We start from the raw sequence: 25,149 nt of genomic DNA, 5'->3' as shown, positions 1-25,149 counted from the left end.
GCTGATAGTTTGCTGGATCGAATACACTGCCGCGCCAGATACATCGAACAACCATGATCCGACCGCCGGACCTACCCACCTCCTCATCAGAAGTAGGGACTCGATGAATCGACGTAACATGACCCGCCTCGTCCTCTCGACGTTTGGACGTTGTTCGAGTCGCATATGAGCATGCGGCAGCGGCTGTTGACGACCGGTGGGCTGTTCGGGGGATCCCAATGGTGCTGATGGTAGTCGTGCAGGTTGTAGTCGCCGTGCGATTGCTGGCCGCCGGCGCCGGAATGGTGCGCGAACCGACCGCAACGCGAATTGCTGTGGCGCGGTACAGAATTGTGCCCGTATCTCTGCTGGTGCCGACAGCGGTGGTATTGCCGGTCGCGGAGCTCGCGATCGGCGCATTGCTGCTGACCGGTGTGACCGTTCAGCCGGCGGCGTTCGCAGCGGTAGTGCTGCACGCGGCGTTCGCGATGGCGATCAGCGTCAATCTGTTGCGCGGCCGGTCCTTCGATTGCGGGTGCCGCGGCGGCGGCCGGGTCATCGACTGGACGCTGGTACTGCAGAACCTCGTCGCCGCCGCGGCTGCGGCATCGCTTGTGGCCTTTCCCCCTACTCGCCTTTCCGGTACCGACATGGTCGCGGTGATCATGCTGGCCACGATCGCTGCGTTCTCGGCCCGCCTGCTGGTGACCGCTCGACAGGTTGCCGTGCTGGCAGGACGTGTCGACCGTCTGATGACAAGGAGTTCGATCTGATGTCGTGGCCCTGGATTGCTGTGGTCCTCATGCTTGTCGTCGTGGTCGTCGCGCAGGGCCTTCTGATGATCGGGTTGATGACGCGGATCGAGCCGATGCTGACGCATATGCAGACTCTGCTCGACCGGCGGACAACGCTGCGTCCCGCCGCCGGGACTCGGCTCCCGGATGCCGAGTTGCGCGACGGTGACGGCGCACCTGTCTATTCGAGCCAATGGCTCGGACGGCCTCGCCTGTTGCTGTTCGCCACCGCGACCTGCCCGCCGTGCACGGCACTGCTCGATGATCTCCGCACCCCCACCGTCCCGGAACCGGCGATCCCGGTCATGCTCGTCACCGACGAAGAATCCGCGCGCGTGTTGCGCGATGGCACACTGCCGGATTGGCTTGCCATCCTGCACGAGCACGAGGACGAATTGTCGGAGGGTCTCGAGGTGGGCCGCACCCCGCTCGCCGTTCTGGTCGATCAGCACAATCGGGTACGCCACACGGCCGTCCCGAACACCGTCACCGATCTCGTCCACCCCACCGGGATGTCCGCCGACCATGTCTTGTCCGGTCGGTGGTGAACGTTCAGCAATGGGAACACTCGCCTTATGTGGGTAACGTCTGCTTCGTTATCGAAGCGAAATAAGCAGATGAGGCAATGTCGAGATTCACCCAACGCATTACCCGATTCACCGCGGCGGCCGCCGCGGGGTTGATCGGGCTCTCCGTGGCCGCGTTACCCGCGCAGGCACAGCAGAGTCCGGAGGCCCCGCAGTATGCGCCGACCATGCTCATCCTGGATGCCTCCGGCTCCATGCAGCGACCTGATCCGGCGGGCACCATGATGGACGCCGCGAAGAGTGCCGTCCGTTCGTTCGTCGGCACCGCACCCGCCGAATCCAAAGTGGGACTTACCGTTTACGGCACGAGCACCGGAAACACCGAGGCGGAGAAGACCTCCGGCTGCCGTGACGTGCAGGTCCTGCACAAACCCGAAACTCTCGACCGGACCGCATTGACCAGTGCCGTCGACGGGATCAAGGCCAGCGGCTGGACGCCGATGGGTACCGCACTGCGCCAAGCCGCCGGCACCCTCCCGAAGTCCGGACCGCGCTCCATCGTGCTGGTTTCCGACGGCGACGACACCTGCTCCCCGCCCGATCCCTGCGAGGTGGCACGGGAATTGAAGCAACAGGGGCTCGATCTGGTGGTGCACGCGATCGGTTTCGCCGTGGACGCCAAGGCCCGCGCCCAACTCACCTGCATGGCGCAGGCGACCGGCGGCACGTACAGCGACGCCGCCGACGGCCCCGCACTGGAGCGGACCCTGCCGCGCGTGAGCTCCGCCGCACTGCGCAACTACAAGGCGGTCGGTACCCCGATCACGGGCACCGGAAAATACGACACCGCTCCGGTGGCCACCCCGGGTCAGTATTTGGACACCCTCGGTCAGAAGGAAAAGCGTTACTGGGCAGTCGATGTCCCGGCCGGAGCGACCGCCTACTTCAGCGGCACCCTGTCCTTCCCGCGTCTGCCCGATATCCCCGCGACCGAGGATATGAACACACTGCAGCTGCGGATCTACGACGCAGACGGCCAAGACTGCAATGCCTTCGAATTCGAGCAGGCGACCAGCTCCAGCGACGGCGTCGCACTCACGGTGGCCGAGGCGTTCGACGGCGCGACCAAGCAACCCACCAGCGGCAGCTCCGATAAGTGCAAGGGCGGCGGCCGCTACTACTTCCAGCTGACCTGGGATCGAGTATCCGCCGGTGTGCCGGAACGACTTCCGATCGAGCTGCTGGTCGGCATCGAACCCGCGGTGACCGACGCCGGTCCGGTCGCGGTTGCGCCGTTCACGGCTTTCACCGAGCCGAGCGGTGCGGGCACCCCCGTCTCCGGCGGCCCGTCCTTCACAGCGGCCAGCACCCTGCCCGGCAGCGGCCGCTACACCGACACCATGCAGCAGGGTGAGTTCGTGTTCTATCGGGTCAAGCTGGATTGGGGCCAAGGACTGGCGTACCGAGTCCACTACGGCGGCAACGGCCGGCACGGCGTCGACAACATCTCCAGTGTCCGCACCACCCTCTACAACCCGATCCGCGAGGCAATCGACTCGGACTTCGCCTCCTACACCGGCAGCGACACCGTGCTGCCGACGAACAAGGCGATGGGCACCGTGCCGATTCGGTACAACAACCGCAAATCCGATGCGCTCGATCCCCGCAAAGAGGCGGTGGCGGGCTGGTACTACATCGCGGTGAAGCTCGGCTCGAACTTCACCGACAAGGGCATCAACACGCCGGTATCAGTGCAATTGAATCTCACCGTGACCGGCGCTACGGAAAGCGGCCCGACGTACGCGACCACGGTGGGCGACGGCGTATTCGGCGAGAACTCTACCGGCGCAAAGGTCCCGACCAGCCGCACTCCGGGGACTGCCACCGCGGCGGCGGAATCGGCGGCGTCGGAGTCGAAGTCGTCCACGGCCTTGATCGTGATCGCCGTCATCGGTGTCGCGGTCATCGGCGTGCTCGGCGTGCTCGGCGGCTGGCTCGCCGCACGCAGGCGACGGAGCTAGCGCTACGAGAAAGCCCGCTGACACCACAATGGTGTCAGCGGGCTTTCGGCTATCTCAGCCCGCCGCTTCGATGCCCAGCTTCCCGGCAAGCCGTCCCAGGTACCCGCGCACATCCTCGGCATCGCGATCCGGCAGCCCGAAGACCGCCTCGGTGACCCCCAGTTCGGCCCACTGCGCGAGTTGCGCGGCATCGTGGCGTCCGGCCAACGCGATGATCTCCGGATCACCTTCGCGCTCGTGCTCGCGCCACACCCGGCGCAGCAGTTCGATCTTCTCGCCGAGCCCGTCCTCGGTGGGCGTGGTGAGCCAGCCGTCCGCGTTCTTGGCCAGCCAGGTGAACGACTGCTCGGTCCCGGCCGCGCCGAGGATCACCGGGATCCGCTTCTGCATCGGCTTGGGCCAGGACCAGCTCGGTCCGAAGTTCACGAACTGCCCCGCGAAGCTGGCCTCCTCCTCGGACCAGAGGGCGCGCATGGCGTCCAGATGTTCGCGCAACACAGTCCTGCGCTTGTTCGCCGGCACCCCGTGATGCGCCATCTCGTCGGTGTTCCACCCGAATCCGACGCCGAGGCTGACCCGGCCGCCGGACAGATGATCCAGTGACGCGAGGGTCTTCGCGAGGGTGATCGGATGATGTTCGGCGGGTAGCGCGACCGCCGTGGACAGTGTGATCCGGCTGGTCACCGCCGCCGCGGTGGCGAGCGCGACCCAGGGGTCCAGGGTGCGCAGATACCGGTCGTCGGGCAGGCTCGCGTCCCCGGTGCGCGGATGCGCCGCGGCCCGCACCACCGGGATATGGGTGTGCTCGGGCACGTAGAACGCGTCGAATCCGGCCTGTTCGGCGGTCGCGGCCGCATCGGCGGGCGTAATACCCCGGTCACTGGTGAACAACACAATTCCGTACCGCACCGTCGCGCTCCCATTCGCTTGCGGGTGGCTCCGAAGAACCAGCAAATTAGAACAAGTTCTACCACTTTTCCCGGCTCCGCCCAAGAGTTCCGGCGCGCATCGAGCCATCGACACGCCCCTTCGACCACCGCTGATGCGCAACCCCGCCCCGGGTGACTACGTTCGCCCCATGGCTCCTGACACATTTCAGGGAGGAGGCGACGTCACCGACCGGGTCGATCACCTGGGCCGGCGACGCGGGCCGCGCTTTCTCCGCATTCCCGTGGTCAGTCATGCGGTCGGGCTCCTGGTCGCGGACCGCCAGGCCACCGCCGACACCATCGTCGCGGCCCCGACACCGCTGCGGCCGATCGATCTCGGCGACGACGCCAGGGTCGCGGAGGTCCTCGATCTGGCGGTGCGCGTCGGTGAGGTGGTGCTGGCCTCGGGCACTGGTGTCATCGACACCACCACCCAGGTGCGCTTCATCGCCGCCACCTACGGCCTGTCCCGCTGCGATATCGATGTCACCTACGACGCGATCAGGATCTGGGCCGACCGCGGTCCGCTGCTGCCGCCCGCGAGCACCATGCGGGTCGTGAAGTACCGATCCCTGGACCTCACCCGCCTCGCCGCGGTCGACCGGCTCACCCGCCGCATCCGCAACGAGGTCGTTCCGCCGGAGCACGCGCGGACCATGCTGGACGCGATCACCACCGCGCCGCACCCGTACCACCGCTGGACCGCGACCTTCGGCTGGTCCCTGCTCGCCGCAGCGATCGCGGCCCTGCTCGGCGGCGGCTGGCTCGTCGCCGTGATCAGTTTCGGCACCACGCTGGCGATCGACCGCGCCAATCGCGTCCTGAATCGCTATGGCCTGCCGTTCTTCTTCCAGCATGTGGTGGGCGGCGCGATCGCCGCGACACCGGCGCTACTGCTGGCGACGCTGGCGGCGACACTGCACATCGATGTCGATCCGACACTCATCATCGCTGCCGGAATCACCGTGCTGCTCAGTGGATTGCAGCTGGTCGGCGCGGTGCAGGATGCGATAACCGGCGCGCCGATCACTGCCACCGCGCGCATGCTCGAGGTGCTGATGATGACCGGCGGCATCATCGCGGGCATCGCGCTGGCGCTGCGGGTCGGCGAGTTCGCCGGTGCCACGGTGCCGCCGGTCTATCTGACTTCCGGGCAGGATGTCGCCGATCTGCCGGTCAAGATCGCGGCCGGTGCGGTGGCCGCGCTGGCCTTCGCCCTGGCCTGCTACGCCGAGCGGCGCGCACTCACCGCGGCGGCGTTCGGCGGCGCGGCGGGCACGATCTGTTTTCTGCTCGTGCAGCACCTCGGCTTCGGCCCGGTGATCTCCTCCGCGGTGGCGGCGACACTGGTCGGGCTGGCCGGTGGTCTGATGGCGCGGCGGGCGCTGACTCCCCCACTGGTCGTCGCACTTGCGGGCATCACCCCGCTGCTACCGGGTCTCAAGGTGTATCGCGGGCTCTACGCGCTGCTCAACGACGAACTGCTGATCGGAGCCAACCAGATGCTCGCCGCGGTCGGCGTCGGCTGCGCGCTGGCGGCGGGGGTGACCCTCGGCGAGTGGATCGACCGCACCGTGCGCAGACCGCGGATCATGAGCCGGTTCGGCTCGATCCGTCGGCCGGTCATCGTGCGCCGACGCCGCCCGCGCGTTTCGCTGCGTCGCGAATCCCGCCGTCGATCATGATGCTCGCCTGGCTGCCAGGGTGAGCCGGTATGGTTGTACCCGTTAATTAGGGTGCCCAAAGACCCTGTCCGCGATAGTGAGGTGGTTCAGGAATGTCGGATACGATCCCGTTCTCCACGGCGATCCGCACCGCTACCGAGCAGCAGCACAACGAGGCCGAGAATTCCTCGTTCATCAGCGACATGCTCGGCGGCGCACTCGGCATCGACTCCTACCACCGCTACACCGCTCAGTTGTGGTTCATCTACCGCGCGCTGGAAGCCCGCTGGGACTGCCTGGCCGACGACCCGGTCGCGGGCCCCTTCATCCGCCCAGAACTGGCCAGAACCGCCGAGCTGGAACGCGACCTGACCCACCTGATCGGCCCCGACTGGCGCAACGCGCTGGAGGCGCTGCCCGCCACGGCCGCCTACGCCGCCCGCATCGATGAGTGCGCCCGCGACTGGCCCGCCGGGTACATCGCCCACCACTACACCCGCTATCTCGGCGACCTCTCGGGCGGGCAGGTCATCCGCGGCACCGCCGAGAAGCTGTGGGACCTCCCGCACCGCGGCGACGGCGTCCGCTTCTACGTCTTCGACGGCGTCGGCAACCCCGCCGCCTTCAAACGCGAATACCGCGGACAGCTCGATCAGCTGCCACTCGATGATCTGGAGCGGCGTCGGGTAATCGACGAGGGACAGCACGCCTTCGCGCTGAACACCGCGGTCTTCGCCGAACTCGCCGCCGAGTTCCCGGCACGCCGCCCCTCGTGAGTACGGATCAGTAGGCGCCCTCGCCGCGCGCGACGGCGCCGATGGTCTTGGCGATCAACAGCAGATCCAGGATCATCGACCAGTTCTCGACATAGGACAGGTCCAGCCGCACCGCATCCTCCAGCGACAGATCCGAACGCCCGCTCACCTGCCACAGACCGGTGACGCCCGGTTTGACCAGCAGCCTGCGCCGCATATTGCCGTCGTAGGTGTCGACCTCGCGCTGCACCTGCGGGCGCGGGCCGACCACGCTCATCTCGCCGCGCAGCACATTGAGGAACTGCGGTAGCTCGTCGAGGCTGAACTTGCGAATGATCTTGCCGACCGGAGTGATGCGCGGATCGTCCTTCATCTTGAAGAACACCGGGTTGCCGCCGTTGGCCTCGATGAGTGCCGCGACATTGCGATCCGCGTCGAGATACATGCTGCGGAATTTGATCATCTGGAACGGCTTGCCACCGCGCCCGATTCGCTCGGACCGATAGAAGACCGGCCCGGCACTGGTCAGCTTCACCGACAGCGCGATGCCGACCAGCACGGGCAGGATCGCCAACAGCACCGCGCCGGCGAAGCATACGTCGAAGAACCCCTTGCCGGTCGACTTCGCCCGGTCGTACTGCGGCTTGGCGATATGTAACATCGGCACGCCCGCGACCTGACGGTTCGTCAACCGGGTGCCCGCGATATCGACGACCCCGGGCGCGACAATCAATTCCACGCCGAGCGGGTCGAGATCCCAAGCCATCCGACGCAATTCGACGGGCCCGAGGTGATCGGTCGCCGTCACCGCGACCGTATCGGCCCCGCTGCGGCGCACCGCGTCGAGCACCGAACGATCGTCGCCGACCACCGAGAACGATCGCCCGGACGCCCGGATCGAGTATTCGGTGGTGCCTGCACCGCCATCCGGAATGCACACCCCGACAACCTGATAACCGGAATCCGGGTCGCGGGAGAACGCGGTTGCCATCGCCTGCGCCGCCTCGGCGCAGCCGACCACGAGCACCGAGGTCCGGTACTCGCCCTGCCGACGTCGCCGCTGCCTGGCCTGCAGCCGCCACAGCAATCGACTGGCCATCAGCCCGAACAGGCCGAGCGGCAACGCGATCGCGAGATACCCACGCGCGAACTCGATCTGGAAGATCAGCGACATGATCGCCAAAGCCCCGAACAGCCGCAGGGTGGCCGAAACCAACCGGCGGTATTCTTCCGACCCACTGCCGACCACCTGGGGCGATCGGGTATTGCATGCGGCCAGGAAGGAAAGCCAAGCGAGCGCGAGCAACACCGAAACCACGGTGTAGCCGACCTCGTACGGCATCGGCCACGCCAGCGGCGGCGCGACGGGACCACCGAATCGGATCAGCTGCGCCAGACCGACGGCCGCGGCGATCACCGCGAAATCCGTTGTGGCCAGGCGCCGCACATACTCTGACTGCCAGCGTTCGCGCTCCGAGCGCGGCAGTATCCGTGACGGGCCTGTGACGTCCAGGTCGTCATCGTCGGTGAGCTCGAAGCTCATTGAACACGCACCTCCCCCTGGGAGAATTTCGTTGCCCCCGATCCCCGTCGACCGGTCCCCACGACGCGATACTGACCGCACAGGGTGTTCCTTCAGTCGGCGGCCAGAAGGCGATTGTTACAGAACACAATCCGTTTCACATACCGAATAGAAAGTGCCGCAAGGTATTCCACGGAGTAGCCAACATGCGGACGGTCGGTTTTCCTGACCCATGACCGAACTGCGACCCGAGGAAAGTCGGCAGGTGACGCACTCGCGCCAGCACCATCCGGAAGTGGCGTTGGGGGCGCCACCCCCAACAGTATTGTTTGCCAGCCGGATGCTATCGGTTCGAACGCCTCGAAAAACGTCCGGAAACCGCTACCGCCCAATCGATTTCATAGGCCATACGCAAGCCATTCGTTGTAACGTCTCACTTGATCGCGCCGACGTGATTGGCGTGCCGGTAGTTCGCCCGGCAACCCACTCGGCAGGAGACAGGGGGCCTGTATGCGTTGTCGGCTTTGTGATTCCGAACGTCTCGCGAGCGTGCTGGACCTCGGTGCCACCCCACCCTGCGAAAAATTCCTGGCAGTGGACGAACTCGACCTCCCCGAACCGACCTACCCGCTCCATCTGCGGGTTTGCGAGGACTGCCTACTGTTGCAGATCCCCGCACTGATCACTCCGGAGGAAACCTTCACGGAATACGCGTATTTCGCGTCATATTCCGATAGCTGGGTAAGGCATGCCGAGGTATTTGTCACGGATGCTATCAAAAGGCTTAACCTGAATGCGGATTCACTCGTAGTCGAGGCCGCCAGCAACGACGGCTACCTGCTGCGCCACGTGGTCGCCGCGGGGATCCCGTGCCTGGGCATCGAGCCCTCGGTGAATGTCGGTGCCGCCGCGCGGGAGATCGGGGTGCCGACCGAAACGGCGTTCCTCGACGAGGAATTCGCCAAACGGATCCGCGCGCAGCACGGACCAGCGGACCTGGTCGTCGCCAACAATGTCTACGCGCACGTCCCCGACCTGCGCGGATTCACCCGCGCGCTGCGCGAACTGATGGCCGATGACGGCTGGCTCTCGATCGAGGTGCACCATGCGCTGAACCTGATGGAACTGGGCCAGTTCGACACGATCTACCACGAGCATTTCCAGTACTACACCGTGCTCTCGGCCCAGCGTGCGCTGGCCACCGCGGGCTTGGCCGTGGTGGATGTCGAATTGGTTGCCACCCACGGCGGTTCGATCCGGCTGTGGGCCCGCCCCGAGGCGGTCGCGGACGCGCCGAGCGACCGGGTGCACGAGGTGTTGCGCCGCGAGGCGGCCGCGGGCCTGCACCGGCCCGAGGGCTACCGGCACCTCGAGACCAGCGCGCAACGGGTCCGCCACGAACTGCTGCGCTTCCTGCTCGACGCACGCGCGCAGGGCAAGCGGGTGGTCGGCTACGGTGCACCGGGCAAGGGCAACACGCTGCTCAACTACTGCGGAATCCGCCCCGACCTGCTGAGCTACACGGTCGACCGAAATCCCTATAAGCACGGTCGATTCACCCCTGGCACACGAATCCCGATCTACCCGACAGCACGCATCGATCTCGATCGACCCGATGTGGTGCTGGTGCTGCCGTGGAACCTCGAGGCCGAGATCACCGCACAGCTGCGCCATATCGCCGAATGGGGCGGCGAACTGATCTATCCACTACCAACTTTGCACGGAGCCGTGCTCTCCGACGAACATAGAGCCGTGCTCTCCGACGAACACAGAGCCGTGCTCGGGGAATCGAACAACGCTGAAACAAGGGGAAGGCACGCGCGATGAAGGTTGTGCTGTTCTGCGGCGGTTACGGGATGCGGATGCGCGACGGCTCCGACATGCTCCCGAAGCCCATGCAATTGGTCGGTCCACGACCGCTGCTGTGGCATGTGATGCGTTATTACGCGCACTTCGGCCACAAGGATTTCATTCTCTGCCTCGGCTACGGCGCCGAGCACATCAAGAATTTCTTCCTGACCTATCAGGAGTCGGTGTCCAACGATTTCGTCATGCGCGACGGCTCGGTGGAGTTGCTGCGCACCGATATCAGCGACTGGTCGATCACCTTCGTCGACACCGGCCTCGACTCGGCCATCGGCGAGCGGCTGCGCCGGGTGCGCCCGTATCTCGAAGGCGAGCAGACCTTCCTGGCCAACTACGCCGATGTACTCACCGACGCACCGTTGGACGATATGATCGAACGCTTCACCGTCTCCGGTGCGGCCGCCTCGATGATGGTGGTACCGCCGCAGCAGTCCTTCCACTGCGTCGACATCAAACCCAACGGCGAGGTCAAGGAGATCCGGCCGGTGTCGTCGATGCCGTTGTGGGAGAACGGCGGCTACTTCGTGCTCAGCCACGAGGTGCTCGACCTGTTGCCGGAGGGCGGTGATCTGGTCGCCGACGCCTGCGGCCGGCTCGCCGGGCAGGGCAGGCTCTATGGTTATCAGCACCTCGGCTTCTGGAAGCCCGCCGACACATTCAAGGAGCGCGCCGAACTCGACGCCGCCTACCGTTCCGGCATCCGGCCGTGGATGCTCTGGGAGAAGCAGTACGCATGATCGCACTGACCACCGGGCCACTGTCCGAGATCGCGGTGCTCGGCGCGCACTGCGACGATATCGCGATCGGGATGGGCGCGACGCTGCTCACCTTGACGCGCAAGCACTCCGGGCTGCGCGTGCGCGCCCTGGTGCTCTCCGGCGCCGACACCGTGCGCGAGCAGGAGGAACGGGCCGCGCTGGCCGCGTTCTGTCCCGGCGCCGATCTCGCGGTGACGGTGCTCGATATTCCCGACGGTCGCGCGCCCGCGCACTGGGACCAGATCAAGCAGGCACTGGCCACCTTTCGGGCCGGCACCGAACCGGATCTGGTCTTCGCACCGCAGCGCCGCGACGCCCATCAGGATCATCGCCTGATCGCCGAGCTGGCGACCACCGAATTCCGCGACCATCTGGTGCTCGGCTACGAAATTCTCAAGTGGGAGAGCGACACCCCCACCCCGATCGTATTCGTTCCGATACCAACGGAATTCGCCGAGGAAAAGGCGCGGCTGCTGCAGAAGCACTACTCTTCACAAGTGGGGCGGGACTGGTTCGACGAATTGTCGTTCACCGGTCTGTCCAGGCTGCGTGGGGTGCAGTGCCGGGCGCAGCATGCCGAAGCATTCATTGTCGACAAAGTCGTCGTCGATTTTGGTCTGTCGTGAACGCGGGAGAAACGGGCATGCGGGTTCTGCTCACCGGATATCAGGGTTATCTCGGCACGGTCATGGCGCCGGTGCTGCGCGCCGCCGGACACGATGTGGTCGGGCTCGATTCGGGCTTCTTCGCCGACTGTGTGCTCGGGCAGCTGCCCGGTGATCCGCCCGGCCTCGCGGTCGATCTGCGCGATGTCACCGTCGAGCAGCTGGCCGGATTCGATGCGGTGATCCACCTGGCGGCGCTGTCCAACGATCCGCTCGGCGCACTCGATCCCGACATCACCTACGCCATCAATCACCACGCTTCGGTCCGGCTGGCCCGGCTCGCGAAAGAGGCTGGGGTGCGGCGGTTTCTGTACGCTTCAACTTGTTCGGTGTACGGCGCGGCCGGTGACGAACTGGTCACCGAGGACGCCCCACTGCGCCCGATCACCCCGTATGCCGAGAGCAAGGTGCGGGTCGAAGACGATGTCGCGGCGCTCGCCGACGCCGAGTTCGTACCCGTATTCCTGCGCAACGCGACAGCATTCGGTTTCTCGCCGCGATTGCGCGCGGATATCGTGCTCAACAATCTGGTCGGGTACGCGGTGCTCACCGGTGAGGTCAAGGTGCTCTCCGACGGCACGCCGTGGCGACCACTCGTGCACGCCGACGATATCGCCGCCGCCTTCGCCACCTGCCTGACCGCGCCGATCGAGGCGATCGACTGCCGGGCGTTCAACATCGGCACCGAGGCGAACAACCTCACCGTGGCCGATATCGCCAAGGCCGTGGTGGACGCGGTGCCGGGCTCTCAGCTATCCATCACCGGTGAGAGCGGCGCGGACCCGAGGTCCTACCGCGTCGATTTCTCCGCCGCCCGTGCGGCTCTCGGCTACCACGCCACCTGGACGGTGGCCGCGGGAGCCGAGCAGCTGTATCGCGAATACACCGCCAGGGGACTGACCAGTGACGATTTCTTCCAACGGTTCACCCGGTTGCCACATCTGGAGAGATTGCGAGCTACCGGGGTACTGGACGCCTCGATGCGCCGGATCAGCTCTCCTGCGGTGCCCGCACAGTCGTGAGGAGCTGTCGCCAACTGCCCGCGGCCCGGTCGCGGGCCGAGACCACGGTGACCGGCAGCGGCCAGGCGATGGCCAGCTCCGGATCGTCGTAGGCGACGCCGATATCCTCGGCCGGATCGTGCGCGCGATCGATCCGGTAGCAGACGTCGGCGGTCGTGGTGAGCGCCTGGAAGCCGTGCAGGAAGCCCGGCGGCACGTACAGGTGCCGGAATTCCTCGTCGTCGAGCCGGAATGCCCGCTGCCGCCCGAAGGTTGGCGATGCGGGCCGGATATCGATGAGCACATCGTGCACCGCGCCGTGCGCGCAGCGCACCAACTTCGCCTCACCCCGTCCCGATCGCCCGTGCATACCGCGGATCACTCCGCGCGCCGACCGGGATTGCGAATCCTGGCCGAACGTGGCGGCTGTCCCCGGCGCGTCGAGATGAGCGTCGAACTCCGCGGCGTCGAAGGTGCGGGTGAACAGCCCGCGGTCATCCCGGTACGGTTCGGGCACCAGCACCAGGACGTCCGCGAGATCGGTCTGTTCGATGCGCACCGGGCCATCGTGTCATGAACACCGCCGCCATGGACACCGCTTCGGACCGCGCCTGCCGAGGCTGCCGCAGCACCGACCTCACCCCAGTACTGGACCTCGGCAAAGTCCCGGCCGCCGACCACTTTCCGCTCGCGCGCAGCGCGATCGAAGCCACCGAGATCGCCCACCCGCTGCGGATGGACCGGTGCGGTGCGTGCGGGCTCGCGCAACTGGCAGACGATGACACCCGTACCGAGGAGCCGCGCGGGGTCGAACCGCAGGCGTTGCGAGATCAAGCCGTCGATGCGGTGGCACGAGTCGCGCGGGCCGGGTTGTTGCGCGGGCGCACGGTACGCGAATTCGGCAGTCCGCACGGCGGCAGCTGGCTGCCGCTGCTCGCCGAGCGTGGCTTCGAGACCGTCGGGGACGTCGCCGATGTGGTCCTGGACTGCTTCGGCATCATGCACGAGCCGGATCAGCGTGCCGCGATTCTGGAGCGGGCCGCGGCGACCGCGCCGACGGGTCTGCTGCTGCTGCAATATCACTCGCTGGCGACCATTGTCGGCTCGGGTCAATGGAATGCGTTGCGGCACGGGCACTTCGCCTACTATTCGCTGGATGCGTTGCAGCGGCTGTTGCGGTTCGCGGACATGAGCGTGGTGCGGGCGTGGCCGTTCGACCTGTACGGCGGCACCGTGCTGATCGGCGCGGTGCACGGTGCGGCCGAGCCGGACGCCGCGGCGCGCGCCATCCGAGCCGCCGAATCCGCACAGACCGATCTCGTCGCGCTACAAAGCCTGCAGTACACTACCGACCAGCATGCCCGGCTATTGCGCCGCTGGCTCGAAGCCCTGGCCGCGCGCCACAAGCGCGTCTATGCCTATGGCGCGGCATCGCGTGCGGTCGCGCTGTTCAGCCTCGCCGGGGTGCACCGCGGGCTGATCGCCGCGGTCGCCGACGCCTCGCCCGCCAAACACGGCCGCCGCATGCCCGGCACCGATATACCGATCATCTCGCCGACCGAACTCATCTCGGCCAGGCCGGATTTCGTGCTGTTGACGCTGCGCGACCTGCTCCCGGAGGTCCGCGCCAGGTTTCCCGAACTCGACGGCCGCTGGGTCGTCGACGATCCGGCCGGCCCCGCGGAAGGGCGGTGACATCCTGCCTTGAAATCGCTGCGCCAACAGTGAGCTTGTCGTCGGCGCCGCGCGGGTTTGTTGCTAGGACATCTGCTCTTCTGGTTGACAAAGGGAAATACTGATGAGGGAAAACACACTCCGTAACCGGAGTCTGCGTGCGTTCATCCTGGCCTCGGTGCTGGTCTCGGGTCTGGCCTGCACCACCGGCACCGCTACCGCGGCGATAGACAGCTCCAGTCAGATCATCGACCGACAGGACCGCACGGTCGAGGCGATCCAATCCGACACCCGGATCGACTTCGTGCCACCGCTGGACGGAAATCCACTGACCCGCGAGTGGTTCCACAATGGTGAGGCCTCCTACCGGGTCTCCGGACCGAACGCGCAGGACTGGTCGGGCCACATCACCATCGGCTACCAGGTCGGCTACCCCGCGACCTTCAGCGGGCGGATCAAGTTCCAGTGGTACACACCGGGTCTCGGTCTCGATCTCGGCGGTACCGAAGGCGGCGGACTCAGGCTCTTCGACCTGATCCCCCGCGCCGGCGTGGAGCTCGAGGTCGGCTTCGGCCCCGGCATCCAAACCTTCGAATGCACCGGCGGCGATGTCTCCGGTGTCGAGGGATTCATTCGCATGTCCGGATTCCACGGCACCGTCACCGGTGTCCTCGGCCAGACCACGATCCGCCCGTTCGTCCGGGTGATCAGCGCCAACGGCGACGCGGTCTACACCTACGGCCGCCTCTGGACGATCTGAAAGCGTGTCTGACAACCCGTGTGGGTTGGTCGGACACCGGTCAATGCAGCTCGAGTCGGCGGTAGCCGGTCAGCCACGAGATTGGCCGGCCCCACGAGGCCGAGTTGCGGGCTGGGCCCGGTGCCGTTGCGCGCGATGCGCACGGCCGAGTTGCGCCGGCGAAGCACGACCACGGTCCGGTTGGCCGGAAAATTCTCTCGCTATTCGACCAAAGCTCTTCCGGTACAAGATATTTCGGCGACAGTTACCTAGATTGCGGGTAGCTGCTCGCCTTGTACGACTTCGATGTCGAGTTCGAGTTTGACGGTGGTGCCGATGGCGGCCACTCCCGCGCGCACGACCGCACTGTAATCGATCGCGAAGTCGTTGCGGTGCAATAGTGTTTCGGCGTGGAACGCGGCACGCACACCACCCCACGGATCCGCTCCGAACCCACCATAGGTCACCTCGAGATCGACCGAGCGACGCTGCCCGTGCAGGGTCAGCTCACCCGACATCACCCAGGTGTCACCACCGGTACGACGCAACCCGCTGCCGGTGAAAGTGATCATCGGATAACTGTCGACATCCAAGAACTCCGGCGAACGCAGGTGATTGTCACGCATCGAGATACCGGTATCGATACCCGCCGCCTTGATCTCCGCGTGCCCCGTGGACCGCTCGAACGGCTCAGCAATATCGAGCCGCCCACTCACCTCCGCGAATCGGGCCTTGATACTCGCAATACCCAGATGACGCGCAGTTGCGATCACCGTCGAATGCACCGGATCGATCGTCCACGGCCCCGGCGGCGGCGACGCCACCGCCCCCACCACCGGCACCAACACCACCTCACCGAGCACACCCGTCCCCACCGATGAGATCTGCACGGTCCGCGCCACCGGCCCGAACCCGACAGCAGTGAGCACCGCGGTATGAACACCCGCAGGCAACAGCTCGGTGCCCACCGCCCCGGTCTCATCGACGACCGCACGGGCGATCTGGCGCCCCCTCATATCCGTCACCGTCAACACCGCATCCGGCACCGGCCACCCCTCCGCGGTGCGAACACGACCGGTCAACCCACTCATCAACGATCCCCAGGCTCGTAACCGAGCCGCACATCGTAGGCGACCTCGCCACCGGACACAGTGACCTGCCCGGTCACCGGCGGGTAACCACGAGCAACCACGGTGTACTGCCCTTCGAGCAGATCGGTCACGACATAGCAGCCGTTCTCGTCGGTCCGTGCCGTCGCGGTCACCTCACCCGCCGCATCGAGCACACTGACCAGCACATCCGGCACCGCCCGGCCGCCGTCGGCCCACGCAGACCCGGCAAGCACCGCCATCGCAGCCAACTCGATGTCATGACGCAACACACCACTGTCCGGCACCGTCAATGTGGTCGCACTGGGCCGCATATGCTCAGCGACCGCGACCAAGGTATAGACACCCGACACCACACCGTGACACACGTAGGTGCCGTCGCCGCCCGTGACAGCCGCCCCGACCACCTCACCACGCAAATCGGTCAACGTGACGGTCGCACCCGACAACGGCACACCGTGGCCGGCGGTACGGACCACACCCGACAACTCACCGGAACCCACCATGGTCACATCCAGCCGTTGGGGCCGCTGACCGACCGACACATTGACTGCGGCCGGCTGGTGCCCCATCGCCGACACGATCAACACATAGCTACCCACCTCCGGCGCACTGATCGCGTAACCACCATCACCAGCACCGCTCGCCCGCGCGACCTGACGGCCACCCTGATCGATCAACGTCAACACCGCACTCGGCACCGGACGACCGTCCTCACGGTGGACGCGACCACCTAACGTCCCACCGTCGAAGTCCGACCCGGACAACCCGCCCGTCGACAGACCGGTCTGCGACGACGGATCGACCTGGTACACACGATGACCGTTCTGTTCCACCGACGAATGCCGCCCGACCGACGCGGCAGACACCGGTTCAGGCTCGGACAACACCCGCTCGGCGTCTTCCCAGAGTTCGTTTTCGTCCCAGCTCGACTCCGCGAATGCAGCCAGTTCGGCATCCAGTGATGCCATGTCGTCCGCGGCCGTCGGAATGTCCTGCGACGGAGACTTTTCCGTGGTCGGGTCGGCGGCAGGATCGATGTCGATCGTGCGGCGCAGCGGACGGTTCGGCAGCAGCGCGGTCGCGATGAGGGCGACGACCGCCGCCGCCGCGGCGATGAGGAAGATCCGGCCGGTCGCATCACCGTAGGAGGCGCGCACGATCGTGGCTATCGGTCTCGGCAAGGCATCGAGGTTCAGGTTGCTGCCGCCGGAGGACCTAGTCGTCACACCGAGCCTGGCGATACCCTCTGCCGAGAGCTCGCTCACTCGGGTAGCCAGCACCGACCCCAGCACCGAGACGCCGATCGCGCCGCCGAACGTGCGGAAGAAGGCGACGCTGCTCGACGCCGCGCCGATGTTGTGCACGCTCACGGTGTTCTGCACGGCCAGCACCAGGTTCTGCATCATCATGCCGACGCCGAGCCCGACAATAGCGATGTATATACCGACCAGCCACAGGCTCGTGGCGTGATCGATCGTCGAGAGCAGCCCGAACCCGACCACCAACAGCGCACCACCGGCGACGACGAACCCCTTCCACTTCCCGAATCGGGTGATCAGCTGTCCGGAGCCGGTCGACCCGACGAGCATGCCCATGACCAGCGGGATGGTCAGCACACCGGCCACAGTCGGTGAGTATCCGCGCGCGGTCTGGAAGTATTGGCCCAGGAAGGTGGTCGCACCGAACATGCCGATTCCGACCGCGATCGAGGCGATGATCGCCAGACCGGTGGTGCGTTCGCTGACGATCGACAGCGGGATGATCGGCGACTTGGCTCGGGATTCGACCCCCACGGTCGCGAGCAGCAGCAACACGCCCGCGGCGACATACAGAGCCGATTCGCGGGAGAACCACGCGTAGTAGTCCGCCTTCCCTGCGAACGACACCCAGACGAGCAGCACCGACACACCGCCGGTCAGCAGGGCGGCGCCGAGCCAGTCGATCGACACCCCATCCTTGCGCTCGGTGGGCAGCCGCAAGGTCCGCTGCAACAGCACCAGCGCGATCACGGCCAGGGGCACACACACGAAGAAGCACCAGCGCCAGCCGAGCGGACTGTCGACGATGACGCCGCCGAGGATGGGTCCGCCGGACATCGAAACCGCCATCACGGCGCCCATGTAGCCGGAGTAGCGTCCGCGTTCACGCGGCGAGACGATGGAGCCGATGATCGCGACGACGAGCGCGGTCAACCCGCCCATGCCGATGCCCTGGATGACGCGTGCCGCCAACAGCATGGGCACGTTGCCCGCGACGCCTGCGATCACCGAACCGACGACGAAGATGACGATGGCCGACTGAACCAACAGCTTCTTGTTGAACAGATCGGCGAACTTGCCCCAGATCGGGGTGGACGCGGCGTTGGCCAGCAGCGCCGTGGTGATGACCCAGGCGTATGCGGTCTGCGACCCCTCCAGGTCGCCGATGATCGTGGGCAGCGCGGTCGCCACGATCGTGGTGCTGAGCAGCGCCGTGAACAGCGCTGCCAGCAGGCCCGTCATGGCTTCCAGGACTTGACGATGGGTCATCGCGTCCGGATCGCGCCGCGTCCCCGCCTCGACTGAATTAGACATCCACTTCCTGACTTTCTGTCGAAACCGGCTGGCACTCGCCCACCGTGGTGTGGTGCGCAACTGCGGCCAGTGACTTCCTGAGCTTCTGAACAACCATGGCGGCCTGCTCGGCTTCGTCCTCGCTCCAATCGGCGAGAGCAGCCTGCAATCCGTGTGACCGCGACACTTGGACGCGCCGCAGCAGATCACGTCCTTCGTCGGTGATTTGGATGAGGGTGGCCCGGCCGTCGCTGGGATCGGCATGGCGGGCAATGTCGCCGGAGCTCACCAGCTCGGCGACATGCCTGCTCAATGTCGATGGGCTGATACACAAGTCCACAGCCAGATCCACCTGCCGGCACGGCCCCTTGGCCTCGAGCGAGCCCAGCACGCCGATACCGCCTGGAAGCAGGTGCCCTTCTTCCGGGTGAGAGAGGGCAGCGCGGATCGCCCGGCCCATGAAATAGAGCTCCTTTATCAGACTCTGAGCCGTATTGGATGACACTGCCATGCCCACTCCCAGCACGATATTAGTTACTTGCGGTACGCAACTATACATAGATTACTTGCGCTAAGCAATTAGCTGACCGTTGGGGTATGGCCGTCGGTGGGTTGGTGCGCGTGGACGAGCTGCTGGACTCGTTTGCCGGTGGTCTGGTTACGTCGCCGGCGCAGCAGGATCGTGTGGCGATGGCCGTGGCGCTGAGGCCACCAGCGTCTACCCCGACGACGCCAGCCCGGTGACCCCGCTTGGCGGCCGACAGCGGACGGGTCTCCATCGGCTGCTCCCGGCGCGGACGCTCGGGACCGAACGAAGGGCACGACCTCGTTGTTGCCACTTGTTCGATGGCGTCGGCAGAAACCTCTCAGCTTGTCCGGACTTCGGGCGCCACACCGGTTTATGGACAGTCGTGATCAGCGCTCGAGGAACTCGCTATCGATCTCGGCGAATAACACCGATGCATCGGCACCGAACGTGAGAGCGCGCGCTGCGCCGCCGCGCCCTCCGCCTTCAGTTCATCGATATGGACTTGTCGGGGGCCTTCGGCATCCATGACGGTGATCCATTCCGGCTCCGCCGAATCCACCGGTGCCGTCGACTCGGGCATCGGCGAATCCTCGGGAATGCCGTATCCGGGCAGCCGTAATCCATCGCCAATTCGACTGTGTGCTCAGCGATCTGGGTCGCGACAGGGCTCATCCGGCCATCCTGGCATGCGGCACCGACAGCGAGCCGCCTTACCGGATCAGCCGCTCCGCCGCGATGGCGAGATCCTTGTCACCGCGCCCGGACAGTCCGAGTACGACCGTCGAATCGGCGGGCAGGTCGCCGTGCTCGGCCATTTCCAGCAAATAGCCGACGGCGTGGGCGGATTCGAGGGCCGCGATGATGCCTTCGGTGCGGGTGAGTGTGTGCAGGCCGTGCAGGGCAACGGCGTCGGTGGCCGTGCGGTAGGTGACGCGGCCGTTGTCCTTGAGGTAGCTCAGTTCCGGGCCGACGCCGGGATAGTCCAGGCCCGCGGCGATACTGTGCGTCCGGGTGATCTGTCCGTCGTCGTCCTGCAGGAGATAGCTGTAGGCGCCGTCCATTTCGCCAGGGCTGCCCGCGCTCAGAGTCGCGGCATGGTCGCCGGTCTCGACACCGTGGCCCGCGGCCTCGACGCCGATCAGCTCGACCAGGGGATCATCGACGAAGGGGTGGAACAGACCGATGGCGTTGCTCCCGCCGCCGACACACGCGACCAGGTAATCCGGCAGACGGCCTTCGGCCTGCAAGATCTGGTTTCTGGTTTCCATACCGATCACCGTCTGCAGGTCGCGCACGATCATCGGATACGGCGCCGGCCCAGCCGAGGTGCCGAACAGATAGTGGGTGGTGGCGAGGTTGGCCACCCAATCGCGGACCGACTCGCTGATGGCGTCCTTGAGCCGGCGACTGCCGGTATCCACCGCCCGCACCTCGGCGCCGAGCAGTTTCATCCGCATGACATTAGAAGCCTGTCGCCGCATATCGTGGGCGCCCATATAGATCACGCACGTCATGCCGAGCATCGCGCAGACGGTCGCCACCGCCACCCCGTGCTGTCCCGCACCGGTCTCGGCGATGATCCGAGTCTTGCCCATCCGCTTGGCCAGCAAACCCTGTCCCAGCGCGTTATTGATCTTGTGCGCACCGGTATGCGTCATATCCTCGCGTTTCAGATACACCCGCACACCCGGCACCGCCAGCGTCTGCGCGAAGCGCGGCACCTGATGCAGCAGCGTCGGACGGCCCACCCGGGTGCGCAGCAATTCGCCGAGCTCAGCGCTGAATCGGGAATCGGCCCGCGCCAGCAGATAGGTCTCTTCCAGCTCCAGCAATGCCGCCATCAAACCTTCGGGAACATATCGACCGCCGAACGCACCGAAGCGTCCCCGCTCGTCCGGAAGTGTGCCCGCCAGCCCCGTCACGTGCGATACCTGGTCAATAATCATCCACACCAACGCTTCCTACCGCGAGTCCCCGCCACCCCGTTCTACTTCGACTCGCTGAACCGCGCGCATCGGCAACGGAATAGTTAATAGTCCCTTAGGTGTCGGATTCGTCATACGCCGCGAGAGCAGGGCGGCGAAACCGCGAGCTACGGCGTCAGACGAGCAGGTCCGGGCGGTGACGGACGGTCGCGACGGTGCGCACCCGCAGGCGGTGCCACGCCGCCTTGGCCAACCGCGCGTCACCGGCCAGCACATCGCCGCGATGCACCAGCTCCGGATAGTCGCTGGCGATGCGGTGGTGGAAGCGATACATATCGGTCAGCTTGCTTACCGTGGAGGTTTGGCTGCACAGGTTGAACGATGAATTGCGCCAGGCGGCCAGGATTTCGGTCATACCGAAGAAGACGCCGAACGACGAGACCCGCGCGAACAGGTCCACATCCATCGGGAACACCAGATCGCCGCGCAATCCGCCGACGCGGTTGTAGTGCTCGCGGTAGAACATCGCCGCGGCGGTCGGCCCGAAATCCGCTGGTCCGCGACGGACAATGGTGCGCGCCAACGCCCGCGGCGTCTGCCGACCTGCCAGACCGGCCAGGCCGAGTCCGGACTCCAGCACCTCGCCGTCCTCATCGATCACCTCGAAGCGACTGGAGGAGATCGCGATCGACGGATCGGACATCACCGCGAGTTGCGTACTGAGCGCATCGGGCCGCAGCACGTCATCGGCGCAGACGACCTTGATCAGCTGACCGGTGCAGGCACGGATCGCCTTGTCCCAGTTCTCACCGATCGGGAGCACGGTGTCGTTGCGCAACAACCGGATTCGCGGATCGTCGAACGATTTCGCGATCTCCGACGTGTCGTCCGTACTCGCGTTGTCCAGAACGACCAGTTCGAATTCCGCGTCCTGGTCGAGGACCGACCGCAGTGTCGTGGCGAGCGTCCGGCCAGAGTTATAGGCCGGAACGCATACCGACAGCGTCGTCATCGGATGTTGGGCGCGGAGACTCTATCGTTCGCGAGGGTGAGCAAGCGCCGTCCTCCTAATCGAGGTTGTTGGGTCGGGGTGATGTGTCGGTGGTGTCGGCTAGATTCGCGGGCATGGAGGAGGTGGTGCGGTACAACTATCGGCTGCGGCCGGGCCGCGCCGCGCAGTCGATTTTGCTGGCCGAGTGGCATCGCTGCCGGTTCCTGTGGAATGAGGCTGTCCACCAACAGAAGTCGGGCAACAAGCCGACGTACGGCACACTGGGCAAGCTCTTGACCGCGGCCCGCGCGGGGAGCGTGTGGTTGCGGGAGGGTTCGCAGGTCGCCCAGCAGCAGACGCTGCGAACGTATGCGCAGGCGCTTGCTCAGTCGTTCACCGTCAAGGGCCGGGGTCGGCCGGTGTTCAAACCCCGCAAGACGTCCGCGCTGTCGCTGGAGTACACGAAGCGTGGGTTCAGCCTCCGCGACGGGCGGCTCGTGCTGGCCAAAGGGGTGAGCATTCCGGTGGTGTGGTCGCGGGAGTTGCCGTCCGAACCGACCAGCGTGCGCGTCACTCGAGATTCGCTCGGGCACTGGTATGCCTCGTTCGTCGTGCGCCGCACCGTCGATCCCGCACCCGTGGCCGAGAGCACGATCGGGATCGACTGGGGTGTGCGTGCCACGGCTACGACCACCGACCCGTCGTTCGATCTGCCCTATCGCGGACATCGTGCACGCTGTGCCGCCGAACTCGCGCGGGCGCAACGCAAGATGGCTAGGCGTCGCCGCAGTAAACGCGGCCCGCAGTCGAGGGGGTATCACCGGGCGGCCCGCGAGGCCGCGAAGCTGCACATCAAGGCTGCCCGTCAAACCCGGCATGATGCGCGGGTGTGGGCGAAAAGCGTTGTCGACCACCATGGTTTGATCGCGGTGGAGGACTTCACGCCGAAGTTTCTGGCCAAATCCACGCTGGCGCGTAAGGCCGCCGATGCGGCTATCGGCGCGGCGAAGACCGAATTGATCGAGCGTGGTATGCGGGCCGGCCGGAGGGTGGTGTTGGTGCGGCCCGCTTATACGACGATGACGTGTTCGAGGTGTTTCGCGAGAGCCAAGCAGCCCCTCGGACTCGCCGAACGAATCTTCCGGTGCCACGGCTGCGGGTTTACCGCCTGTCGGGATCAGAACGCCGCCAGAGTGATTCTGGCTGTGGCAGAGCGCGGCCACACACGTGTTGACGACGTCAGACAATCCGATCACCTCCCTCGGGTGGCTGGTCCGGTTGCGGTCCGAGCGTGAAATCTCCCGCCTTCAGGCGAGAGAAGCGTTAACCCCCTGATCGAGGGACCGGCCGAACCGGTCCACTTTCCACCAATCCGAACACTCGTTCCAGTCCACTACGGCCGGCGTCGATCTGTTCGACGGCGCGCTGTTGCAGCGGATCTCGGAGCGCAGGTGCATCGTCCCACAGCTCGTCGACCGCCATGGTCAGTTCTTGTTCCAGTTTGGGATCGTTCAGATGCACCACCCGCAGACCCGCCCCGAACATCTGCGCCAGTCCGTGGAATTTATCGTCGTAGTACTCCGAGGCGGTGATGCCGACGGCCGGAATACCCTGCGCGAGTGCGAAGACGGCCAGATGGTAGGCGCTGGTCACCAGCACCCGGCACTGCCCGACCTGGCGGGCCACCTCCTGCGCGGTGCCGCCACGACCGACCGGCGGCTGCGGCTTGATCGCACCCGCCAGCAGCGGCAACGTCGAGAGCCGATCCTCGGAGGCGTATTCGGAGATGATCAGCGGCACCAGCCCGGCGTCCAATTCCGCGGCGCGGGTGCGGACAACCTCTCCGACAATCGCCTGCGCTTCCGCGCTGACCTGCGCGTAGTCCGCGACGCGCAGACACACGCCGATATCGGCGCCGATCCTGGCATCGCGGCTGCGATAGGCGAATTCGACCGCGTCGTCGCCGGTGACCAGGACTCGATCGGATGTGACGCCGAACGTACCGAGCAACTCCGGGCCGCGCCGCCCCTCGCGCAGCGCCACGAAATCGACCTTCGGCAGCACCTCGGCGGCCCGGCGTAACAAGTACGGGTCGCGCATGGGGCCCATGCCCTGACCGATCAGGGCGGTCGGAATGCCGAGCGCGCAGGCATGTTCGAGCAGGTTGAGGGTGCGGTGCGCCTGGTAGCGGTCGACATCGGTCATATAGCCGCCGCCGTTCGCGAGCACCAGCGAGGCCTGTTCGACCGCCGCCGGGATCTCCACCGGAAACTCGAGTTCCGGTGCGACCACGCACTGCTCGGTGGTGTCGGTATCGCCGCGAGCGCGCGTGCGGATCGCGCGCAGCCGATCCTTCGGTCCGTCCGTGGTCGCCCGCCACCACAACGCCGCCGGTCCGACCACTTTCGTGCCCGCGGTCCGCGTCAGCAGCCCGTGCCAGCCTTCGGCGCCCCAGCTCCAATCGGGTCCGCTGATCGGCTCCGCCTCCGGTAACAAACCCCGCAATACGCTGGGCTGATGGGTCAGTACACCGATGCGCGCCCGGGGCCAGCGCGCCCGGATCCGATCGACGGTGACGACCATCATCGCGATATCACCACGGTTGCGCAGCCAGTACTCGCCGTTCTCGACGAGCACTCGGATCTCGCGCTCGTCGACGGCGATACGTTCGGCTACCGAGCCCTCGGTCCCCACAGTCCCTCAGTCCTCCCGCCGGTCCCCCGCGGGTCGGTCCGTGCCGGGCACGAACTCGATGTGAAATTTACCCCACCCGGGTGCCGTCGGCCACCTGGCCGAACACCACGTCGCGAATGTCCGAATCGGAGCTGTCGAGACCGGCCGCGCAACGCTAATCCGTTGGCCGCTTGGATATCTGGCCACCGTAGACCGCGCGCAACGACGCTCCGGCGAAGTGGCCAGTACCACGATGGAGGGGGCGAACGAGGCGGGTCGGACCGCGGTGAACGCGCTGCTGGGCGCGTCCGGCTCCAATGCCGCACGCGCTCAGCTGTTCACTCGCGATTCGATTCCGGCGTTCGAGCCGTTCCGGCAGATGGATGCCGCGCGATATCGGTCCGGGCAGCCGAATCTGTTCGATCTACCGTAGTGACTGCTTGCAGGTCACTCGAAATGGTCAGCAGTGACTG

Annotated in this window: 22 protein-coding genes and 1 pseudogene; 13 read left to right on the top strand and 10 right to left on the bottom strand. The window is 66.1% G+C overall.

From position 1 onward, the window contains the following. Window positions 1-218: 218 nt before the first annotated feature. From OG874_RS08950 to OG874_RS08940, 3 genes are all read left to right on the top strand, one after another. Complete coding sequence (locus OG874_RS08950) at window positions 219-752, top strand: MauE/DoxX family redox-associated membrane protein (RefSeq protein WP_330254648.1); 534 nt, start codon at window positions 219-221, stop codon at window positions 750-752. After that, a complete protein-coding gene (locus tag OG874_RS08945) occupies window positions 752-1,321 on the top strand; it encodes a hypothetical protein (protein WP_330254647.1) in 570 nt (189 codons plus the stop codon). The genes OG874_RS08950 and OG874_RS08945 overlap by 1 nt, the downstream gene beginning before the upstream one ends. Window positions 1,322-1,398: 77 nt before the next feature. After that, the gene (locus OG874_RS08940) at window positions 1,399-3,321 is read left to right on the top strand and encodes a vWA domain-containing protein (protein WP_330254646.1); all 1,923 of its coding nucleotides are present in this window, start codon (window positions 1,399-1,401) and stop codon (window positions 3,319-3,321) included. 54 nt (window positions 3,322-3,375) lie between these two features. Here the strand turns inward: OG874_RS08940 and OG874_RS08935 are convergent, their stop codons facing one another. Continuing rightward, the gene (locus tag OG874_RS08935) at window positions 3,376-4,230 is read right to left on the bottom strand and encodes a TIGR03619 family F420-dependent LLM class oxidoreductase (RefSeq protein WP_330254645.1); all 855 of its coding nucleotides are present in this window, start codon (window positions 4,228-4,230) and stop codon (window positions 3,376-3,378) included. Window positions 4,231-4,399: 169 nt separating this feature from the next. Between OG874_RS08935 and OG874_RS08930 the strand changes: the two genes are divergently transcribed. Beyond that, window positions 4,400-5,935 carry a threonine/serine ThrE exporter family protein gene (locus OG874_RS08930; protein ID WP_442943318.1) on the top strand — a complete coding sequence of 512 codons (1,536 nt, stop codon included), beginning with the start codon at window positions 4,400-4,402 and terminating at the stop codon, window positions 5,933-5,935. Between the two features lie 92 nt (window positions 5,936-6,027). Continuing rightward, a complete protein-coding gene (locus OG874_RS08925; RefSeq protein WP_330254644.1) occupies window positions 6,028-6,690 on the top strand; it encodes a biliverdin-producing heme oxygenase in 663 nt (220 codons plus the stop codon). Window positions 6,691-6,697: 7 nt separating this feature from the next. On the opposite strand, the gene OG874_RS08920 is transcribed toward OG874_RS08925, so the two are convergent. Next, complete coding sequence (locus tag OG874_RS08920; protein ID WP_330254643.1) at window positions 6,698-8,212, bottom strand: sugar transferase; 1,515 nt, start codon at window positions 8,210-8,212, stop codon at window positions 6,698-6,700. 489 nt (window positions 8,213-8,701) lie between these two features. Between OG874_RS08920 and OG874_RS08915 the strand changes: the two genes are divergently transcribed. Genes OG874_RS08915 through OG874_RS08900 form a run of 4 tightly spaced genes read left to right on the top strand, consistent with a single transcriptional unit; the run spans window position 8,702 to window position 12,502 of the window. Continuing rightward, window positions 8,702-10,018 (top strand): class I SAM-dependent methyltransferase, encoded by a 1,317-nt coding sequence (locus OG874_RS08915; protein ID WP_330254642.1) that lies wholly within the window; start codon window positions 8,702-8,704, stop codon window positions 10,016-10,018. Then, entirely contained in the window at window positions 10,015-10,794 is a 780-nt protein-coding gene (locus OG874_RS08910) for a glucose-1-phosphate cytidylyltransferase (RefSeq protein ID WP_330254641.1), read from the top strand. Before OG874_RS08915 ends, OG874_RS08910 begins: the two co-directional genes overlap by 4 nt. Continuing rightward, window positions 10,791-11,441, top strand: coding sequence for a PIG-L deacetylase family protein (locus OG874_RS08905; protein ID WP_330254640.1), 651 nt, complete (start codon window positions 10,791-10,793; stop codon window positions 11,439-11,441). The genes OG874_RS08910 and OG874_RS08905 overlap by 4 nt, the downstream gene beginning before the upstream one ends. 17 nt (window positions 11,442-11,458) lie before the next feature. Beyond that, on the top strand, window positions 11,459-12,502 hold the full coding sequence (locus tag OG874_RS08900) for an NAD-dependent epimerase/dehydratase family protein (protein WP_330254639.1): 1,044 nt from the start codon (window positions 11,459-11,461) through the stop codon (window positions 12,500-12,502). On the opposite strand, the gene OG874_RS08895 is transcribed toward OG874_RS08900, so the two are convergent. Beyond that, complete coding sequence (locus OG874_RS08895; RefSeq protein ID WP_330254638.1) at window positions 12,471-13,040, bottom strand: dTDP-4-dehydrorhamnose 3,5-epimerase family protein; 570 nt, start codon at window positions 13,038-13,040, stop codon at window positions 12,471-12,473. The two genes, OG874_RS08900 and OG874_RS08895, sit on opposite strands and share 32 nt — an antisense overlap. Window positions 13,041-13,054: 14 nt before the next feature. On the opposite strand from OG874_RS08895, the gene OG874_RS08890 reads away from it, so the two are divergent. Together OG874_RS08890 and OG874_RS08885 are read left to right on the top strand one after the other, a co-directional pair. Beyond that, window positions 13,055-14,176: a class I SAM-dependent methyltransferase gene (locus OG874_RS08890; RefSeq protein ID WP_330254637.1), complete on the top strand. Its 1,122-nt coding sequence runs from the start codon at window positions 13,055-13,057 to the stop codon at window positions 14,174-14,176. Between the two features lie 103 nt (window positions 14,177-14,279). Then, on the top strand, window positions 14,280-14,915 hold the full coding sequence (locus OG874_RS08885; protein WP_330254636.1) for an MspA family porin: 636 nt from the start codon (window positions 14,280-14,282) through the stop codon (window positions 14,913-14,915). Window positions 14,916-15,163: 248 nt separating this feature from the next. Here the strand turns inward: OG874_RS08885 and OG874_RS08880 are convergent, their stop codons facing one another. The 6 genes and pseudogenes from OG874_RS08880 to OG874_RS08855 form a co-directional block, all read right to left on the bottom strand. Next, complete coding sequence (locus tag OG874_RS08880) at window positions 15,164-15,985, bottom strand: YceI family protein (protein ID WP_330254635.1); 822 nt, start codon at window positions 15,983-15,985, stop codon at window positions 15,164-15,166. After that, on the bottom strand, window positions 15,985-16,974 hold the full coding sequence (locus OG874_RS08875; RefSeq protein WP_330257227.1) for an MSCRAMM family protein: 990 nt from the start codon (window positions 16,972-16,974) through the stop codon (window positions 15,985-15,987). The genes OG874_RS08880 and OG874_RS08875 overlap by 1 nt, the downstream gene beginning before the upstream one ends. A gap of 39 nt (window positions 16,975-17,013) precedes the next feature. Then, window positions 17,014-18,534 (bottom strand): annotated as a pseudogene (locus OG874_RS08870) (MDR family MFS transporter); the annotation flags it as partial. 37 nt (window positions 18,535-18,571) lie between these two features. Beyond that, complete coding sequence (locus tag OG874_RS08865) at window positions 18,572-19,069, bottom strand: MarR family winged helix-turn-helix transcriptional regulator (protein WP_330254634.1); 498 nt, start codon at window positions 19,067-19,069, stop codon at window positions 18,572-18,574. 728 nt (window positions 19,070-19,797) lie between these two features. After that, on the bottom strand, window positions 19,798-21,033 hold the full coding sequence (gene trpB / locus OG874_RS08860; protein ID WP_330254633.1) for a tryptophan synthase subunit beta: 1,236 nt from the start codon (window positions 21,031-21,033) through the stop codon (window positions 19,798-19,800). Between the two features lie 154 nt (window positions 21,034-21,187). Beyond that, on the bottom strand, window positions 21,188-22,024 hold the full coding sequence (locus OG874_RS08855) for a glycosyltransferase family 2 protein (protein WP_330254632.1): 837 nt from the start codon (window positions 22,022-22,024) through the stop codon (window positions 21,188-21,190). Between the two features lie 113 nt (window positions 22,025-22,137). Here OG874_RS08855 and OG874_RS08850 point away from each other — a divergent pair, with 113 nt between their 5' ends. Next, entirely contained in the window at window positions 22,138-23,298 is a 1,161-nt protein-coding gene (locus OG874_RS08850; RefSeq protein ID WP_330254631.1) for an RNA-guided endonuclease InsQ/TnpB family protein, read from the top strand. 28 nt (window positions 23,299-23,326) lie between these two features. Here the strand turns inward: OG874_RS08850 and OG874_RS08845 are convergent, their stop codons facing one another. Further along, window positions 23,327-24,697 (bottom strand): polysaccharide pyruvyl transferase family protein, encoded by a 1,371-nt coding sequence (locus tag OG874_RS08845; RefSeq protein ID WP_330254630.1) that lies wholly within the window; start codon window positions 24,695-24,697, stop codon window positions 23,327-23,329. 217 nt (window positions 24,698-24,914) lie between these two features. Here OG874_RS08845 and OG874_RS08840 point away from each other — a divergent pair, with 217 nt between their 5' ends. Continuing rightward, window positions 24,915-25,109, top strand: coding sequence for a hypothetical protein (locus tag OG874_RS08840; RefSeq protein WP_330254629.1), 195 nt, complete (start codon window positions 24,915-24,917; stop codon window positions 25,107-25,109). Window positions 25,110-25,149 lie beyond the last annotated feature (40 nt).

The sequence above is a fragment of the Nocardia sp. NBC_00565 genome (assembly GCF_036345915.1).
In the GTDB taxonomy this organism is placed as follows: Bacteria; Actinomycetota; Actinomycetes; order Mycobacteriales; family Mycobacteriaceae; genus Nocardia.
The sequence above is the reverse complement of the archived record's forward strand: the minus strand, read 5'-3'. Positions and strand labels throughout refer to the sequence as shown.